At 68.8% G+C, this 16679-nt stretch carries 13 protein-coding genes, 1 rRNA gene and 2 pseudogenes; 11 read left to right on the forward strand and 5 right to left on the reverse strand.

The features are described from left to right. Nucleotides 1–33 precede the first annotated feature (33 nt). Nucleotides 34–894: an orotidine-5'-phosphate decarboxylase gene (pyrF, locus tag BMZ83_RS10360; RefSeq protein WP_074878346.1), complete on the forward strand. Its 861-nt coding sequence runs from the start codon at nucleotides 34–36 to the stop codon at nucleotides 892–894. 3 nt (nucleotides 895–897) lie between these two features. On the opposite strand, the gene BMZ83_RS10365 is transcribed toward pyrF, so the two are convergent. Then, on the reverse strand, nucleotides 898–1773 hold the full coding sequence (locus BMZ83_RS10365; protein WP_074878348.1) for a homoserine kinase: 876 nt from the start codon (nucleotides 1771–1773) through the stop codon (nucleotides 898–900). Between the two features lie 45 nt (nucleotides 1774–1818). Further along, nucleotides 1819–2070 (reverse strand): hypothetical protein, encoded by a 252-nt coding sequence (locus BMZ83_RS10370; RefSeq protein ID WP_074878350.1) that lies wholly within the window; start codon nucleotides 2068–2070, stop codon nucleotides 1819–1821. Between the two features lie 173 nt (nucleotides 2071–2243). Here BMZ83_RS10370 and msrA point away from each other — a divergent pair, with 173 nt between their 5' ends. Then, nucleotides 2244–2777, forward strand: a complete 534-nt coding sequence (gene msrA, locus BMZ83_RS10375) for a peptide-methionine (S)-S-oxide reductase MsrA (protein WP_074878351.1) — start codon at nucleotides 2244–2246, stop codon at nucleotides 2775–2777. Here msrA and BMZ83_RS10380 read toward each other — a convergent pair whose 3' ends face one another. Further along, the gene (locus BMZ83_RS10380; RefSeq protein ID WP_074878354.1) at nucleotides 2778–3425 is read right to left on the reverse strand and encodes an HAD family hydrolase; all 648 of its coding nucleotides are present in this window, start codon (nucleotides 3423–3425) and stop codon (nucleotides 2778–2780) included. It abuts the gene before it with no gap. Nucleotides 3426–3485: 60 nt separating this feature from the next. On the opposite strand from BMZ83_RS10380, the gene BMZ83_RS10385 reads away from it, so the two are divergent. The 7 genes and pseudogenes from BMZ83_RS10385 (at nucleotide 3486) to BMZ83_RS10410 (ending at nucleotide 13835) form a co-directional block, all read left to right on the forward strand. Further along, the gene (locus tag BMZ83_RS10385; protein WP_074878356.1) at nucleotides 3486–4274 is read left to right on the forward strand and encodes a PDDEXK family nuclease; all 789 of its coding nucleotides are present in this window, start codon (nucleotides 3486–3488) and stop codon (nucleotides 4272–4274) included. Nucleotides 4275–4363: 89 nt separating this feature from the next. Further along, nucleotides 4364–5401, forward strand: coding sequence for a tRNA-intron lyase (endA, locus tag BMZ83_RS10390; RefSeq protein WP_074878357.1), 1038 nt, complete (start codon nucleotides 4364–4366; stop codon nucleotides 5399–5401). A 13-nt stretch (nucleotides 5402–5414) separates the two neighbouring features. Continuing rightward, the gene (locus tag BMZ83_RS10395) at nucleotides 5415–7016 is read left to right on the forward strand and encodes a tryptophan--tRNA ligase (protein ID WP_074878359.1); all 1602 of its coding nucleotides are present in this window, start codon (nucleotides 5415–5417) and stop codon (nucleotides 7014–7016) included. 754 nt (nucleotides 7017–7770) lie between these two features. After that, on the forward strand, nucleotides 7771–9276 hold the full coding sequence (gene pheS / locus BMZ83_RS10400; RefSeq protein ID WP_074878392.1) for a phenylalanine--tRNA ligase subunit alpha: 1506 nt from the start codon (nucleotides 7771–7773) through the stop codon (nucleotides 9274–9276). Continuing rightward, a pseudogene (locus BMZ83_RS17455) lies at nucleotides 9276–9723 on the forward strand (phenylalanine--tRNA ligase subunit beta); the annotation flags it as partial. The gene pheS and the pseudogene BMZ83_RS17455, both read left to right, overlap by 1 nt. A 98-nt stretch (nucleotides 9724–9821) precedes the next feature. Continuing rightward, nucleotides 9822–11090: pseudogene (gene pheT / locus BMZ83_RS10405) on the forward strand (phenylalanine--tRNA ligase subunit beta); the annotation flags it as partial. Between the two features lie 66 nt (nucleotides 11091–11156). Then, nucleotides 11157–13835 carry a valine--tRNA ligase gene (locus BMZ83_RS10410; protein WP_074878364.1) on the forward strand — a complete coding sequence of 893 codons (2679 nt, stop codon included), beginning with the start codon at nucleotides 11157–11159 and terminating at the stop codon, nucleotides 13833–13835. A gap of 17 nt (nucleotides 13836–13852) precedes the next feature. Here the strand turns inward: BMZ83_RS10410 and BMZ83_RS10415 are convergent, their stop codons facing one another. Beyond that, nucleotides 13853–14908 (reverse strand): quinone-dependent dihydroorotate dehydrogenase, encoded by a 1056-nt coding sequence (locus tag BMZ83_RS10415; protein WP_074878367.1) that lies wholly within the window; start codon nucleotides 14906–14908, stop codon nucleotides 13853–13855. Nucleotides 14909–14912: 4 nt separating this feature from the next. Further along, nucleotides 14913–15110, reverse strand: a complete 198-nt coding sequence (locus BMZ83_RS10420; protein WP_049981376.1) for a SymE family type I addiction module toxin — start codon at nucleotides 15108–15110, stop codon at nucleotides 14913–14915. Between the two features lie 213 nt (nucleotides 15111–15323). On the opposite strand from BMZ83_RS10420, the gene BMZ83_RS10425 reads away from it, so the two are divergent. Both BMZ83_RS10425 and BMZ83_RS10430 read left to right on the forward strand, forming a co-directional pair. Beyond that, a complete protein-coding gene (locus BMZ83_RS10425; protein WP_074878369.1) occupies nucleotides 15324–15629 on the forward strand; it encodes a non-histone chromosomal MC1 family protein in 306 nt (101 codons plus the stop codon). A gap of 594 nt (nucleotides 15630–16223) precedes the next feature. Further along, a 16S ribosomal RNA gene (locus tag BMZ83_RS10430) occupies nucleotides 16224–16679 on the forward strand; the annotation flags it as partial.

Here is a 16679-nt window from a genome sequence, read left to right on the forward strand (position 1 = left end):
GGGTTCTTACTCCGGCGGCGCGGCTCCCCGGTAATGTCCTTCTTCGACGACCTCGCCGCCCGCATCGACGCCGTCGACAGCGTCGTCTCCGTGGGGCTGGACGCCGACCCCGACCGCATCCCGTCGTTCCTCGACGACCGCGACCTGCCGCGCTGGGCGTTCAACCGCCGAATCATCGACGCCACGCACGAACACGCCGCCTGCTACAAGCCGAACGCCGCGTTCTACGAGGACGCCGACGGCTGGCGCGCGCTCCGGGAGACTGTCGCGTACGCTCACGGGAAGGGGGTTCCCGTCCTGCTCGACGCGAAACGGGGCGACATCGGCAACACCGCGCGCCAGTACGCGCGGGTGCTCGACGAGGTCGACGCGATCACCGTCAACCCCTACATGGGGGGGGACTCGCTCCAGCCGTTCCTCTCGGAGACGGATGCGGGCGTGTTCGTGCTCTGTCGCACTTCCAACCCCGGCGGCGCGGACCTGCAGGACCTCGAACTCGCCACGGGCGAGCCGCTCTACGAGCGCGTCGCCGCGCTCGCGGACACGTGGAACGAACACGGCAACGTCGGGCTCGTCGTCGGCGCCACCGCGCCCGAGGAGCTGGAGACGGTGCGGGAGATCGTCCCCGAGCTCCCGTTTCTCGTTCCGGGCGTCGGCGCGCAGGGCGGCGACGCCGAAGCCGCGGTGGCGTACGGCCTCGCCGAGCGCGAGGGACCGAGCGTCGACGTGGGGCTCGTCAACTCCTCCCGCGGGATCATCTTCGCCGGCGAGGACGTCGGCCGGAACACGGTTTCGGGGCCGTCAGGCGGCCACGACCCCGACGAGGACGCGTACTTCGGGGCGGCGGGCGACGCGGCCGAGCGACTGAAAAAACGGCTGAACCAGCACCGCTGAGGATCAGACGAGCTCCGCGCCGCCGCCGGTCCAGGTGCGGTAGGCCCGGGCGTTCTCGCCGTTGTCCGCGAACGCCTCGACCATCGCGGCCGCGACCGCGCGGCGACGGTCCGGCGGGCAGACCGCGAGCACGCCCGGACCGGAGCCGCTGACCGTGACGCCGTGGGCGCCGGCCTCGCGGGCGGCGTCGGCGGCGGCGTCGTAGCCGGTGATCAGCGCCGCGCGGTGGGGGGTGACCACCTCGTCGGCCATCCCCGCCCCGACCAGTTCGGGGTCCGAGCGACACATCCCCACCGAGAGCGTCGCGGCGTTCCCCACGGTCGCCACGAGTTCCTCGATCGAGACGTGGGTCGGCACCACCTCGCGGGCGTCGCGGGTGGAGATGGGCTCCTCGGGGAGGCAGGCGACCAGCGGGACGTTCGTCTCGATCGAGCGGACGCCGTCCGCAGTCGCGATCGTGAACCCGCCGAGCAGCGCGGGGGCGACGTTGTCGGCGTGGGCGGCGCCGGAGACGACGGCCTCACCCTCGGCGGCGATGGGGACCAGTTCCTCGCGGGAGAGCCCGCGGTCGTAGAGGTCGTTGAGCGCGAGCGCCGCGCCCGCGGCGGAGGCGGCGGAGGAGCCCAGCCCGGAAGCGGGCCTGACGCCCTTGTCGATCTTGATGTGGGCCGGGGCGTCGAGCGCCCGCGCGACGGCGCCGACGGTGTTCTTCTCGGGGTCCTCGGGGATGAACTGCGCGCCCGCGCCGGTCACCTCGATGGTGGTGCGATCGGCGCGTTCGACGCTGACGACGTCGGCCGGGCGCGAGAGCGCGACGCCGAACGTGTCGTACCCGCTGCCGAGGTTCGCGCTCGTGGCCGGCGCCCGGACTGTTCGCATGGGAAGTCGTACCGCGGTTCGCGCGAAAAAACTGGCGCTCGGTCGCTACTCGTCGGCGACGGAGAAGATCATCGGCGCGATGATGACCAGCGCCAGCCCGAGGAACAGGTAGATCCGGGAGTTGACTGCCTGTGGCGTCAGCAGGAAGATCAGGCCGAACGCACCGAAATGTAGGCCGAGCACCTTCTTCGACCCGAGGCCGAGCAGGCCGATCGTTCCCAGGGCGAACACGAGTAACAGCACCTGCCCGATCTCGTAGTTGAGCAGGAAACTGTCGATGACCTGGAGCGGGAGCATCTCTTGTGACTCCTCAGTCCGAACGGCGCTTTAAAGTTCTGTTCTCCGCCCGGACCCGCGGGGCGGCGAGGCGTCCTCCACGCCACCCGAGACTGGCTCGGGTCGTCCCGGGCGGGCCGTCGACGACGGCCGTTCGCGCCACATACATACGCTCCCGTGCCCTACCGGTGGATATGACTCAAACGGCGACACTCGGCGGCGGCTGCTTCTGGTGTGTCGAGGCCGCGTTCGCGGAACTCGCGGGCGTCGAGGACGTGACCTCCGGCTACGCGGGCGGCCACGCCGAGGACCCGACCTACCGCGAGGTCTGTTCCGGCAACACCGGCCACGCCGAAGTGGTCCAGATCGAGTACGACGAAAGCGTGCTGGGCTACGAGGACGTGCTGGAGGTGTTCTTCACGATCCACGACCCGACCCAGCTGAACCGACAGGGGCCGGACGTGGGCAGCCAGTACCGCTCGATCGTCCTCTCCCACGACGAGGAGCAGCAGCAACTCGCCGAGGCCTACGTCGAGGCGCTCGACGAGGAGGGCGGCTACGACGACGCGGTCGTCACCGAGATCGAACCCCTGGAGACGTTCTACCGCGCCGAGGAGAAACACCAGAACTACTTCGAGAAGAACCCCGACGACGCCTACTGCACGATGCACGCCCAGCCGAAAGTCGAGAAGGTCCGCGAGAAGTTCGAGCAGAAGGCCCGGGCCTGATCAGCCCGTCAGCCGCCCCAGTAGTTCTTCCCGCAGTTCCTCGCTCCCCGCACAGACCACGTCACACGCCGAGAGGTCGGTCTCGGCGTTGTGGTCGACGCGGTAGCCGACGACGACCATCCCGGCCCGCTGAGCCGCCAGCGACCCGTTCCGGGAGTCCTCGACGGCAACGCACGCCGACGGCTCGACGCCGAGGCGGTCCGCGGCCGCCTCGTAGATGTCGGGTTCGGGCTTCCCCGGCCCCGGGACCTGGTCGTTCGAGAGGGTGAGGTCGAACGCCAGTCCGAACCGGTCCAGCACGTACCCCATCCACGTCGGCGGCGACGAGGAGACGAGCCCCACGGGAACCCCAGCCTCGCGGGCTCGCTCCCGGATCCCCGAGAGGCCGTCGAGCAGTTCGACCCGTTCCTGATAGATCCCCGCAGCCGTCTCGTCGTACCGGTCGACGAACTCGGCTTCCGAGACGGTCGTCTCGTAGTTGGCGTCGAGGTACGCGTAGATCTCCCGGTAGGGCATCCCCGTGATCTCGCCTACATCCGGCACCTCGCCGGCGAGCACCGCCGGCAGCAGGTCCTCGCGCTCGGCGGGGTGCCAGTGGTCCTCGGAGTCGACGACGACCCCGTCCATGTCGAACAGCAGCGCGTCCATGGTCGCCGTACCGTTGCCCCCGTCATCGCGTTTGGGGTTTCGGGCCGACGCTCAAGGGTGATGCCGGGACCACTCCCGCGCGTGACCGAGACGATCCGACTGTTCGCGGGCGACTGCACCGTCGAGTTCGAGGGCGAACGCGAGCGCACGCAGCGAGGATACGTGGTGGTCGTGGTGAAACCCGACCGCACCGTGCTGGTCCACGACGCCGATGGCTACCAGCCGGTCGCGTGGCTCACCCGCGCGGACGAGCTCACGACCGAGACCGAGGGCGACTCCTTCTCGATCGTCGCCCGGAGCGGCGAGCAGGAACTCCGCGTGGTCTCCGAGGCGCCCACTGGACGCCGGGAGTACCCCGCGACGGGGGCGGGCGTGCCGGTGGGTAGCTGCCCCGACTGCGGCGACGCGCTCGTCCGCGCGGGCGGGGAGGTGACCTGCCTGGGCTGTGACGCCGCCTACGGGCTCCCCGCCGGCGCGACCGTGCTCGACGAGCCGTGCGACGACTGCGGACTGCCGACGATGCGGGTGGCGCGCGGCGAGAGCTTCGAACTCTGCGTCGACTGGCAGTGTGACTCGCTGGCCGACGCCGTCGCCGACGCGCTCGACGGTCGGTGGGACTGCCCGGACTGCGGCGAGCCGCTGGGCGTGGTGTCCCGCGGGAACCGACCGTTCCTCGGCTGCGAGGCGTATCCGGACTGCGAGACGACGTTCTCGATCCCGGCGGGGGAGGTGGTCGGGAAGTGCCCCTGCGGGCTCCCGGTGTTCGAGACCGCGACCGGGCGGCGGTGCCTGGACGGCACCTGCGACCAGTACTACGAGTCGGGGGTCGGGACGGCGACCGGCCCCTGACCGACGGTCTCCGTCGCCTCGGGGCCTGCCGCGCGTCGACGCCGCGGCCTATCACAGTCCCTATACCTGCCGCCCCGGGAGGTAGGGCCATGAACGGGACCCTTCGCGACGGCGTCGTCCACCTCTCGGGCAACGCCAGACAGCGGTTCTACGACTCCGGGGGGTACGGCCGCCCGGCCGGCGGGAGCGACCTCGAACTCGCGCCGGTCGAGGCCGCCCACCTGCTCTACCGGGGTGACCTCGACGCGATCACTGATCCTGAATCCGACGTGTCGATGGGCTTCCGCGAGTTCCTGACCCGGACCGACGCGGTGCTCGATTTCGTGGTGTACAAGGATCTCCGCGACCGCGGCTTCTACCTCTCGCCCGCTCGGGACGGCTGGGTCGCCCCGGCCGTCGACGACGCGACGGACTTCGTGGTCTACCCGCGCGGGAAGGGTCCGAGCGACGACGAGATCGCCCACCGGCTCCGGGTCGTCGGCGAGCGCGCGCCGCTGCCGGCCGCGAGCATCGACGAGCACGTGCTCGCGGTCGTCGACGAGGACGGCGAACTCACCTACCTCGGCACCGAGTGGCTCTCGCCCTCGGGCACCGCCGATCCGCCGCTCCCCGATTCGCTGGACGCGACGCTGACGCACGATCGGCTGCTGGTGTGGGAGCCGCCCGCGGAACTGTACGCGGACGGCTTCTTCGGCCAGCGGCTCGCGGGCCGGAACGCCGACTCCGGGCCGCTCCAACTCTCGCTGCTCGAGGCCGCCTACCTCGCCCATCACGACTGCCTCGACGTCGACGCCGCGACCGTGCAGGGCCACGCCGAGGCCGTCGAGGGCGAGCGGTTCCGCCGGCGCTACGCGGCCTACGAGGCGCTGCGGGCGGCAGGCGCCGTCCCCAAGTCCGGGTTCAAGTTCGGCGCCGACTTCCGGGTGTACGAGTCCTTCGACGGCGTCGCCGATCTCGGCCACTCCGACAAGCTGGTCCGGGTCGTCGAGCCGGACCACGAGTTCCTCCCCCGGGAGCTGTCGCTGGACGTGCGGCTGGCCGGCGGGGTTCGCAAACGAATGGTTTTTGCGCTGACCGAGCCGACCGGTGAGATAGATTGGCTCTGCGTCGAGCGAATCACGCCGTGAGGCGAGATTACCGATGACCGAGGACCAACCCACACCGAAGACCGACGGGGGCACCGACAGCGTATCGAGCGACGACGTCGCCCTCGACCCGTGGGGATCCTCGACGATCGAGGACTACCGCAAACTGTTCGAGCAGTTCGGCATCGAGGAGTTCGACGCCGAGGAGGTCCCCGACCCCCACTACCTGATGCGCCGCGGGGCCATCTTCGGCCACCGCGAGTACGGGCGCGTCGTCGAGGCGATGGCCGACGACGAGCCGTTCGCGGCGCTCTCGGGGTTCATGCCGACGGGCGACCCCCACATCGGGCACAAGCTGGTGTTCGACGAGCTCATCTGGCACCAGGAGCAGGGCGGCGAGGTGTACGGCCTGATCGCGGACCTGGAGGCCCACTCGGCCCGCGGGATGTCGTGGGACGAGATCGACGAGCACGCCCGGAGCTACCTGCTCTCGCTGATCGCGCTGGGGTTCGACGTGGAGGACGGGGAACTCTACCGCCAGTCGGACAACCGCGTGCTGCAGGACCTCGCCTTCGAGATCGGCTCGACGACGAACTTCTCGGAGTTCGAGGCCATCTACGGCTTCGGCGGCGAGACGAACGTCAGCCACATGCAGTCGGTGGTCACGCAGTTGGCGGACATCCTCTACCCACAGCTCGACGAGCCGATGCCGACGGTGATTCCTGTCGGGCCGGATCAGGACCCGCACGTCCGATTCGCCCGCGACGCCGCGGCACGGATGCGCTACTTCAAGGTGACCGAGGCGTTCGCCTCCTTCGAACTCGACGACGAGGAGCGCGCGCTGTTCCGGGAGCTGTACGACGCGCTGGCCGCGGATGACGGCGTCGACACCGACGACCTGCGGTGTGAGGACGCCGCCGAGCGTCTCCTGGCGTTCGTCAACGATCCCTCGACGGCCATCGACGCCGATCCGGCGACCCGCGACTCGCTGGTCGAGAAACTCGAGAACGGCGGGAAGGAACCGATCCGCCCCCGCGTGCGCTTCCTCGACCGCAACGCCAACGAGGCGGCGTTCGACGCGCTGATCGAGGCGATCCCGGGCGAGAAGCGCCGGTACGACGCCCACATCGACAGCTTCGACCTCGACCCTGCGGCGGCCGAGGAGATCGCCCGCGAGGTCGAGATCGAACACGACGGCTACGGGTTCCAGGCGCCGTCGTCGATCTACCACCGGTTCATGACCGGGCTGACCGGCGGGAAGATGTCCTCCTCGATCCCGGCCTCCCACATCTCGCTGCTCGACGACCCCGAGGACGGCTACGACAAGGTGAAGTCCGCCGCGACGGGCGGGCGCGCCACCGCCGAGGAGCAGCGGGAGCTCGGCGGGAAACCGGACGAGTGCCCGGTGTACGAGCTGTACGCCTACCTGCTCGCGGAGAGCGACGACGAGTTCGCGGCCCGGGTGTACGAGGAGTGCGCCGGGGGCGAGCGACTCTGTGGCGGGTGCAAGGAGCAGGCCGCGGAACTGATGCAGGAGTTCCTCGCGGAGCACCAGGAGAAACGTGAGGAGGCGAAAGAGGTCCTGGACGGCGTGGATATCGACCTGGACAGCGATCGGCGCGGGCTCGGCGGGCAGGAAGAGGAAGACGCGGTTTAGTCGGCCTACTCGCTTTTCGTTGGCAGTTCTAGCCGATTCTCCGTTCGCGCTGCTCGGTCAGTCAGTAACACCGCGAAAGCCCCCGGGCGCTGCGCTCGGTGGCCTCGCTGTGCGCGTTCACTCGCTTCGCTCGTTCACGTGCTTACTTCGTCTGCCTTCCCGCAGCGCCCGGCCCCTTTCAGTCCCACTCGACAGCACCGCCCTCGTGCCTCCCCAGCCGATCCGCTCACTTCGTTCGCTCATCCCTCGCGCTCGTTCGCGCAGGGACGCGCTCACGTCACGCGCCACCACGACGGCGGTGGACGCCTCGCGCTCGCCACTGACGGCGAGCGCAGGGGGGAGGAATGGGGACCCCGTGCTGTGCCGGGCCTCGTGCCCGGCACTTCGCGGTCACAAGTGTGCTACGAACGAGACGCTGTCGGTGTTGCGGTCGCCGAGTAGCTGGAAGCTGGGGCGTCGACGCAGCGACCCCGTCACTTCCTAACTGAAGAACTTCACCCGCCACACCACCCTCCCCAGGCGAACCACTCACGGAAGCTTTTTGCGCGCTCGGGGAATTTTCCCGCGTATGGCGCCCGACACCGCCGCCCGCACGAATCGCCTCGCAGCCGCCGGTCGCGGGGTCGGGTTCTTCTTCGCCTGAGTCGGTCGGCGGAGCCCGGGAGCGGTGCGGACCGGGCGAAACCGACCGAGCGGGCAGTACCGTGCCCGGAGCGACGACGCCGGGGCGACCGACCCAACACTCACTCACCACATGCGACTTCCCGAACGACAGGTCGCGGCCCTCGAGGCCGCGAGCGCGACCGACGCACAGCCGATCCCCGACCTCGCCGCCGAGGCGGGGATCGACGAGGCGGCAGCCACGACTTCCGTCTTCGAACTGGAGGAGGACGGCCTCGTCGCGGTCGAGACTGAGACTGAGGAGACAGTCTCGCTCACCGACGAGGCCCGCGAGTACCTCGACGCCGAACTGCCCGAGGTCCGGCTCTACCGCGCGGCCGTCGAGGCCGGCGCCGACGAGACCCCCGTGTCGATGGGCCAGGTCATCGGCGCCTCGGGGCTGGAGGGCCCGCAGGTCGACATCGCGCTGTCGAACTTCGCCCGCAAGGGGTACGGCGAGATCGACGGCGGCGAGATCTCGGCGGACCCGGACGCCGATCCCGATTCCGACGCGGAGATCACGGCGCTCGAAGCCCTCGACGCCGGCGAGGCCGTCGACGACGACTCGCTCCTCGACCGACTCGCGGAGCGCGGGTTGATCGAGCGCGAGAAACGAACCGTCCGGTCGGTGCTGCTGACCGACGCGGGCGTCGACGCGCTGATGGCCGGCGTCGAGGCCGCCGAGACCGCCGACCGACTCACCCCGGAGATGCTCATCTCCGGGGAGTGGGAGGACGTGGAGTTCACCGACTACAACGTCGAGGCCGACGCGACCGAGGCCGGCGCGGGGAAGGTCCACGTGCTCCGGCAGGCCGCCGAGCGCGTGAAGGACGTGCTCGTCGGGATGGGGTTCCAGGAGATGGACGGCCCCCACGCCGACGCCGACTTCTGGATCAACGACGCGCTGTTCATGCCCCAGGACCACCCCGCGCGGACCCACTGGGACCGGTTCGCGCTGGACGTGGACCCGATCGAGGACCTGCCGGAGGACCTCCTGCGGGCCGTCGAGAACGCCCACCGCGAGGGCGTCGGCCCGGACGGCGACGGCTACCACTCGCCCTGGAGCGAGGACTTCGCCCGGGAGGTCGCGCTGCGGGGGCACACGACCTCGCTCTCGATGCGGTACCTCTCGGGGGCCGCCGAGGGCGACCTCGAACCGCCCCAGCGGTACTTCTCCGTGGAGAAGGCCTACCGGAACGACACCATCGACGCCACCCACCTGCTGGAGTTCTTCCAGATCGAGGGCTGGGTGATGGCGGAGGACCTCTCGGTGCGTGACCTGATGGGCACCTTCGAGGAGTTCTACCGCCAGTTCGGGATCACGGACGTGCAGTTCAAACCCCACTACAACCCGTACACGGAGCCGAGCTTCGAGCTGTTCGGTCGCCACCCCGAGACCGGCGAACTGATCGAGATCGGCAACAGCGGGATCTTCCGCGAGGAGGTGCTGTCGCCGCTGGGCGTCGACTGTGACGTGATGGCCTGGGGGCTCGCGCTGGAGCGACTCGCGATGCTGTACACCGGCGCCGAAGACATCCGCGACCTGCACGGCACGCTCGCGGACCTTGAGTTCCTGCGGAACGCGGAGGTGATCTACTGATGCCCGTCGTCGATATCGACACCGACGAACTGCGCCGACTGACCGGCCACGAGGAGAAGGAGGACGACCAACTGAAGGAGGAGCTGTTCGGCCTCGGCCTGGAGTTCGAGGGCGAGACCGAGGACGGGGACCTCCAGTTCGAGTTCGCGCCGGACCGGCTCGACCGGCTCTCGGTCGAGGGCGTCGCCCGCTCACTGCGCTACCACTACGGCGACGACCGCGGGGTGGACGTCCCCGACACCAACGACGCCGAGTGGACGATCCAGGTCGACGAGTCGGTGCCCGACGAGCGCCCGTACGTGGCGGGCGCGGTCGTGCGCGGGGTGGACTTGGACGAGGACGCGCTGGACTCGCTGATCCAGCTGCAGGAGAAGCTCCACGCGACGATGGGCCGCAAGCGCGCGAAGGGCGCCATCGGCATCCACGACCTCGCGATGCTCAAGGGTGAGCGCGTCGAGCAACGCGAGATCGGCGAGGGGAACGACCTCGAACCGCCGGAGGACCTCACCCCCGTCGGCGGCGACGAGGGGCCGACCGACGTGGGCGGCCCGACGATCACCTATCGCGGGATCGACCCCGCGGGCGACGAGTTCGTCCCGCTGGACGCCGACGCCGGGATGACGCCCGCCGAGGTGCTCACCGACCACCCGACCGGCGAGGAGTACGCCGACCTCGTGGGCGAGTACGGGCGCTACCCCGCGATCTACGACGAGCTGGGGCTGTTCTCGTTCCCGCCGGTGATCAACGGCCAGCGGACCGAGGTCACGACCGACTCCCGGGAGCTGCTGGTCGAACTCACCGGCACCGACCAGTGGACCATCGACCGGATGCTCGCGATCATCTGCTACGCGCTGGACGCCCGCGGCGCCACGATCGAGGAGATCGACGTGGTGTACGACGACGGCGCGGCCGGCGAGCGCGCGGGCGATCACCTCGTCCGCCCCGAACTCGATACGCGGCAGAAAACCGTCTCCCACGACCGGATCGAGACCACGCTCGGGATCGAGTTGGGGATGGAGGACGTCACCGACCTGTTCGAGCGCTCCGGGCTGGACGTGACGACCAACCTCGGCGAGCGGACCGAGTACGAGGTGGAGATCCCGCCCTACCGGGTCGACGTGCTCCACCCGTCGGACCTCGTCGACGACGTGGGGCGGGCCTACGGCTTCGGCGACCTCGAACCGGAGTACCCCGACATCGGCACCATCGGCGGCCGCCACGAGCGGAGCCGGCTGGAGCGGGCGACCCGGACCGCGCTCGTCGGCCTCGGGTTCGAGGACCTGCTGAACTTCCACCTCTCCTCGCCCGCCGAGAACTACGAGCGCATGGGCGTCGAGGAGGGCGCCGACGCCCTCGGCGGCGGCGAGGCCGTCGAGGTCACCAGCGCCTACAGCGAGGACTACACCCAGCTCCGGACGTGGGCGCTGCCCTCCATCATGCACGTCCTGGAGAACAACACCCACCGGCGCTACCCGCAGGAACTGGCGGAGGTCGGCTTCGTCGCGGAGCAGGACGACGGGGAGAACACCCACGTCGCCGAGCACCGCACGGTCGCGGCCGCCATCGCGCGTACCGACGCGACCTACGAGGACATCAAGGGTCGGCTGCAGGCGCTCGTCGGGGAGTTCGACGCTGACCTCGAGACGCCCGCAACGACCCACCCCAGCTTCATCGACGGCCGCGCGGCCGAGGTCGTGATCGACGGCGAGTCGGTCGGCGTCATCGGGGAGCTCCACCCGCGCGTGCTGGTCGAGCGCGATCTGGAGGTGCCCGTGGCCGCCTTCGAGTTCCGGCTGGACGCGCTGGCGGAGTAGACCGGGGAGAACGCCCCTCACCGGACCGAGTTCTTTAACAGGCGTTCACGGAAACGTTCAGCCAACATGCCCAGTGGCCCGTACGACGCCGACGCCGTCGAGGAGAAGTGGCAGCAGCGCTGGCTCGACGAGGACACCTACGCCTACCGGGGGGAGGAGGTGGACGACCCGAACACCGCCTTCGCCATCGACACGCCGCCGCCGACGGTGTCGGGCAGCCTCCACTGGGGCCACGTCTACGGCACGGTGCTGCAGGACATCGTCGCCCGCTTCACCCGGATGCAGGGCGAGGAGGTGTTCTACCCCTTCGGCTACGACGACAACGGGATCGCCTCCGAGCGGCTGACCGAGCGGGAACTCGACATTCGGCATCAGGACTTCGAGCGCCGGGAGTTCCAGCAGAAGTGCCGGGAGGTCTGTGCGGAGTTCGAGGACGAGTTCACCGAGAACATGCAGTCCTTCGGCTTCTCGATCGACTGGAACAACACCTACCGCACGATCGAGCCGCGGGTCCAGCGCATCTCTCAGCTCTCCTTCATCGACCTCTACGAGCAGGGCAAGGAGTACCGCAAGCGCGCGCCGGCGATCTGGTGTCCCGAGTGCGAGACCGCGATCTCGCAGGTCGAGACCGAGGACGACGAGCGGGACAGCCACTTCCACGACATCGCGTTCGAACTCGTCGACGGCGGTTCGTCGACGAGCGAAGGCGGCGAAGCCGCCGACGTCGACGGCGAGTCCGCGGGCCAGGACGAGTTCACCATCTCGACGACGCGGCCCGAACTCCTCCCGGCGTGTGTCGCGGTGTTCGTCCACCCCGACGACGAGGACAACCAGAACCTCGTCGGCGAGGAGGCTCGCGTCCCGCTGTTCGGCCACGAGGTCCCCATCATCGCCGACGAGCGCGTCGACATGGAGACCGGATCGGGGATCGTGATGTCCTGTACGTTCGGCGACCAGACCGACATCGAGTGGTACCAGGCCCACGACCTGGACCTGCGGGTCGCCATCGACGAGTCCGGGCACATGACCGACGTGGCCGGCGAGTACGAGGGGATGTCCTCGGCGGACGCCCGGCAGGCGATCGTCGCCGACCTCGACGAGACCGGCGCGCTGCTGGATCGCTGGCCGATCACCCACAGCGTCAACGTCCACGAGCGCTGTGGCACCGGCGTCGAGTTCCTCGTCGCGGACCAGTGGTACGTCGAGATGCTCGACAGCACCGACGAGTACCTCGAGGCCGGCCGGGAGATGGACTGGTACCCCGAGAAGATGTTCTCGCGGTACAAACACTGGATCGAGGGGCTCCAGTGGGACTGGTGTATCTCCCGACAGCGCTCCTCGGGGATCCCGTTCCCGGTGTGGTACTGCGATGACTGCGACGAGGCGGTCATGGCCGAGAAGGCCGACCTGCCGGTCGATCCGCTCTCGGACGAGCCGCCCGTCGACGCCTGTCCCGAGTGCGGACACGGCGAGTTCGTCCCGGAGGACGACGTGTTCGACACGTGGGCGACCTCCAGCCTGACGCCGCTGATCAACGCCGGCTGGGACTGGGACGAGGACGCGGGGGAGTTCACGATGGAGAACCCCGAACTGTTCCCGATGGACCTCCGGCCCCAGGGCCACGACATCATCAGCTTCTGGCTGTTCCACACGGTCGTGAAGTGCTACGAGCACACCGGCGAGGTCCCCTTCGACTCGGTGATGATCAACGGGATGGTGCTCGACGAGAACCGCAAGAAGATGTCCAAGTCGAAGGGGAACGTCGTCTCGCCCCAGGAGGTCAAATCGCAGTTCCCCGTCGACGCCGCGCGGTTCTGGGCCGCCGGGAGTTCGATCGGCGACGACCTGCCGTACCAGGAGAAGGGGCTGCGCGCCGGCGAGAAGCTGCTCCAGAAGCTCTGGAACGCCTCGAAGCTGGTCGACTCGCTGACTCCGGAGACGGCGCCGGACGTCGACGAGTCCGACCTCTCGGCGCTCGACCGCTGGCTGCTGGCCGAACTCGACGCCGAGGCCGAGTTCGTCCGGGAGAAGCTCGCGAACCGGGAGTTCTCGAAGGCCCGGGACAGCCTGCGGAGCTTCTTCTGGGGGACGTTCTGTGACGACTACCTCGAGATCGCGAAACAGCGCGTCCGGGAGGAGGACGACGAGTCCGCGAAGTACACGCTGACGGTCGCCCACCGACGGTTCCTGCAGCTGTTCGCGCCGGTGCTCTCCCACATCACCGAGGAGATCTGGCAGGAGATGTACAGCGAGGGCGCCGGCTTCGAGAGCGTCCACCGGACCTCGTGGCCCGAACCCACGGGCATCGACGCCGACCACGACGCCGGCGAGACGGCGATGGCGGTCGTCGGCGCGCTCCGGCGCTACAAGAGCGAGCGCCAGCTCCCGCTGAACGCCGAACTCGACACGGTCGCCGTCTACGGGGAGATCGACGGGTTCGAGAACGACGTTCGGAACGTGATGCACGTCGGGACCCTCGAGACGCTCGAGGAGGAACCGGAGATCGAGTCGGTCGTTACGGGGATCGACCTCGACTACTCGGTCGTCGGGCCGGAGTACGGCGCCGACGTGCCCGACATCGAGGCCGGCATCGAGAGCGGCGAGTACGAGATCGAGGGCGACCGACTCCTCGTCGCGGGCCACGAGCTGTCGGCCGAGGAGTTCAGCGTCGAGCGCGAGCGCCAGTACACCGGCGAGGGCGAGATGCTCGAGGCCGACGGCGCGCTCGTGATCGTGCAGGCGTAGTCGCGAAACCCCGGTTTCTACAGGTCGGCGCCGACGGCCTCCGACACGTCGTCGAAGCCGTCCCGTTCTAAGAGGTCGAGCAGCCCCTCGTTGATCTCGCGGGCCAGCGACGGCCCCTCGTAGACGAGGCCCGTGTAGAGTTGGACGACGCTCGCGCCCGCGCGGAGCTTCCGGTAGGCCCCCTCGGCGTCACTGACGCCGCCGACGCCGACGACCGGGACGTCGGTCCGCTCGGCGACGAAGCCGACGAGGCCGGTCGAGCGCTCCTCGATGGGGTCGCCCGAGAGGCCCCCCGGCTCCGCCTGATTGGGCGACGTGAGGCTCTCCGGGCGCTCGGTGGTAGTGTTGGTGACGATGACGCCGTCGAGCCCCTTCTCGGCCACGAGATCGAGGGAGTCCTCGACCGCCGGGCCGGGGAGGTCCGGGGAGAGCTTGACGAGCAGCGGGGCGGCGCCGGCGTCCTGGAGCTCGTCGATGATGGCCGCCAGCGAGTCGCGGTTCTGGAGCGATCGCAGGCCGGGGGTGTTGGGGCTGGAGACGTTGATGACGAAGTAGTCGCCCGCGTCCGCGACGCGCTCGTACGTGTAGCGGTAGTCGGCGGGTGCCTCGTCCAGCGGCGTCGACTTCGACTTCCCGATGTTGACGCCGACCGGGACGTGCGGGAGCGCGGTGTCGTCGAGCCGCGCGCCGACGGCGTCGGCCCCCTCGTTGTTGAATCCCATGCGGTTGATCAGCGCGCGGTCGGGCCGGAGGCGGAACAGCCGCGGGCGGGAGTTGCCCGGCTGGGCCTCCGCGGTGACGCCGCCGACCTCGACGTGTCCGAACCCGAGCGCGGCGAGGCTGCGCGGGATCCGTGCGTTCTTGTCGAACCCGGCGGCGACGCCGACGGGGTTCGGGAAGCGCAGGCCGAACGCCTCCGTCGCGAGGCGGTCGTCGTCGACGACGTAGCGGTCCCGGAGGGCGTCCTCGACTGGCGTTCCCTGGACGGCTTCGAGCCCGCGGCTCACGACCGTGTGGGCTGTCTCCGCCGGCAGCGCGAACAGGAGCGGTTTCCCGGCGGCGTAGAGGTCCATGGTCCTAGAAGTCGTGTTCCACGTCGTCGGCGTCCGCGGACTGAATGATGATCTTCCCGTCCCGGACGCGTACGAACACCTCCTCGCCGATCTCCATGCCGGCGACCTCGAGCTCGTCCTCGTGGAGGTTCACGTGGACGTTGTGGTACTCGCCGTTCTCGTCTTTGGCCCCGCTCGGGCTGAGCTTCTTCTTGCGGACCATCTGGTCTGTCTATCTCCGTTTGGCTTCAGACGGTACTAAAGTGTTTGTCTCCGGCTGCGGCGCGCCCGAGCCTCTGTCGGGTGGATTGCGGTTAGTTTTCGAGATGATTAAACAGAACTTAAATCGGCAGTATATAAAGTTGGCGCTCAGGAGGGTCGTTTGCCCCGATATTTTTATATCGAACCCTGTTCACCACCCGCATGGAGAGAAACCATGGTACGAGAAGACGGTAAGCGAAACTTCGCGCTTCGGGACGACGATGGCGAGGACAGCGTGTTCTCGGGCAACACGCCGCGACAGGCGGCGCTGAAGGCCGCTCGGCGGCTCGAGCCGGCGGACTCCGAGAGTGCGGCCGAGCGCGTCCCGATCGAACTCCGGGAGAAGGGGACCGACAAGGTGCACATCTACGAGGGGTGGGCCTGGGAAGAGGAGGCGCCCGAGAACAAACCCGACTGGATGCCCGAGGTCATCACCGAGGCGAACGTCTCCAAGCAGGGGATCGAGCACCTCGACGAGTAGACGACGGCGCCGTCGCCGTCCGTCGATTCGACAGGTGTATGACGCCCCGCGTCGGACCGATCCGACGCGCGGTACCACGCGGCCCGACCCCGAGTGCGAGCGTGGGATGATCGGCCGCCCTCCTGCCGCGCAGTATCTTCCGCTCGAGAGCGGCTGCGTCGTCGACGACGTGCCCGTGTGAACACTCCGCGTGAAACCGCATGACGTAGCGTCGATACTCCGACGGGGTTAAGTACTCGACACCCATCGAATGGAATGCGAAGGTCGCCGGGGCGGTCGCCCCCGGTGACACCCGGACTCGCTCGGCGCGAGCCCGGTACGATCCGACGCCCTTAAGTGAATACGGGCGTTCGGAAGTAATACGCAGAGGGCAGCGGGATTCACCCTGGGGACGACCCGGATTTCCGCTGTCCGCGACGGATGAGGATTCCGCCCCCGTGGTCCGCCGCAGGACGGTATCTGATGCGAGCCTTGGTAGTTCGGTGTCCCCCGGTTCGGCCGGCGGGCAGCGAACGGTAACCGATACGCAAGACCAGATGGTAACGATCACGTACTGTGATCCGACCCGCCACCCACGTGCAGATGCACGTACACATTCCGGTTGATCCTGCCGGAGGTCATTGCTATCGGGGTCCGATTTAGCCATGCTAGTCGCGCGGGTTAGACCCGCGGCGTATAGCTCAGTAACACGTGGCCAAACTACCCTACAGACGAGAACAACCTCGGGAAACTGAGGCTAACACTCGATACGCGTTGACCGTTTGAACACGTCGACGCTCAAACGCTCCGGCGCTGTAGGATGTGGCTGCGGCCGATTAGGTAGACGGTGGGGTAACGGCCCACCGTGCCGATAATCGGTACGGGTTGTGAGAGCAAGAGCCCGGAGACGGAATCTGAGACAAGATTCCGGGCCCTACGGGGCGCAGCAGGCGCGAAACCTTTACACTGCACGCCAGTGCGATAAGGGGACCCCGAGTGAAAGGGCATATCGCCCTTTCTTTTCTGAACCGTAGGGAGGTTCAGGAACAAGAGCTGGGCAAGACCGGTGCC

The sequence above is a fragment of the Halolamina pelagica genome, from assembly GCF_900115675.1.
GTDB classification, from domain to species: Archaea; Halobacteriota; Halobacteria; order Halobacteriales; family Haloferacaceae; genus Halolamina; species Halolamina pelagica.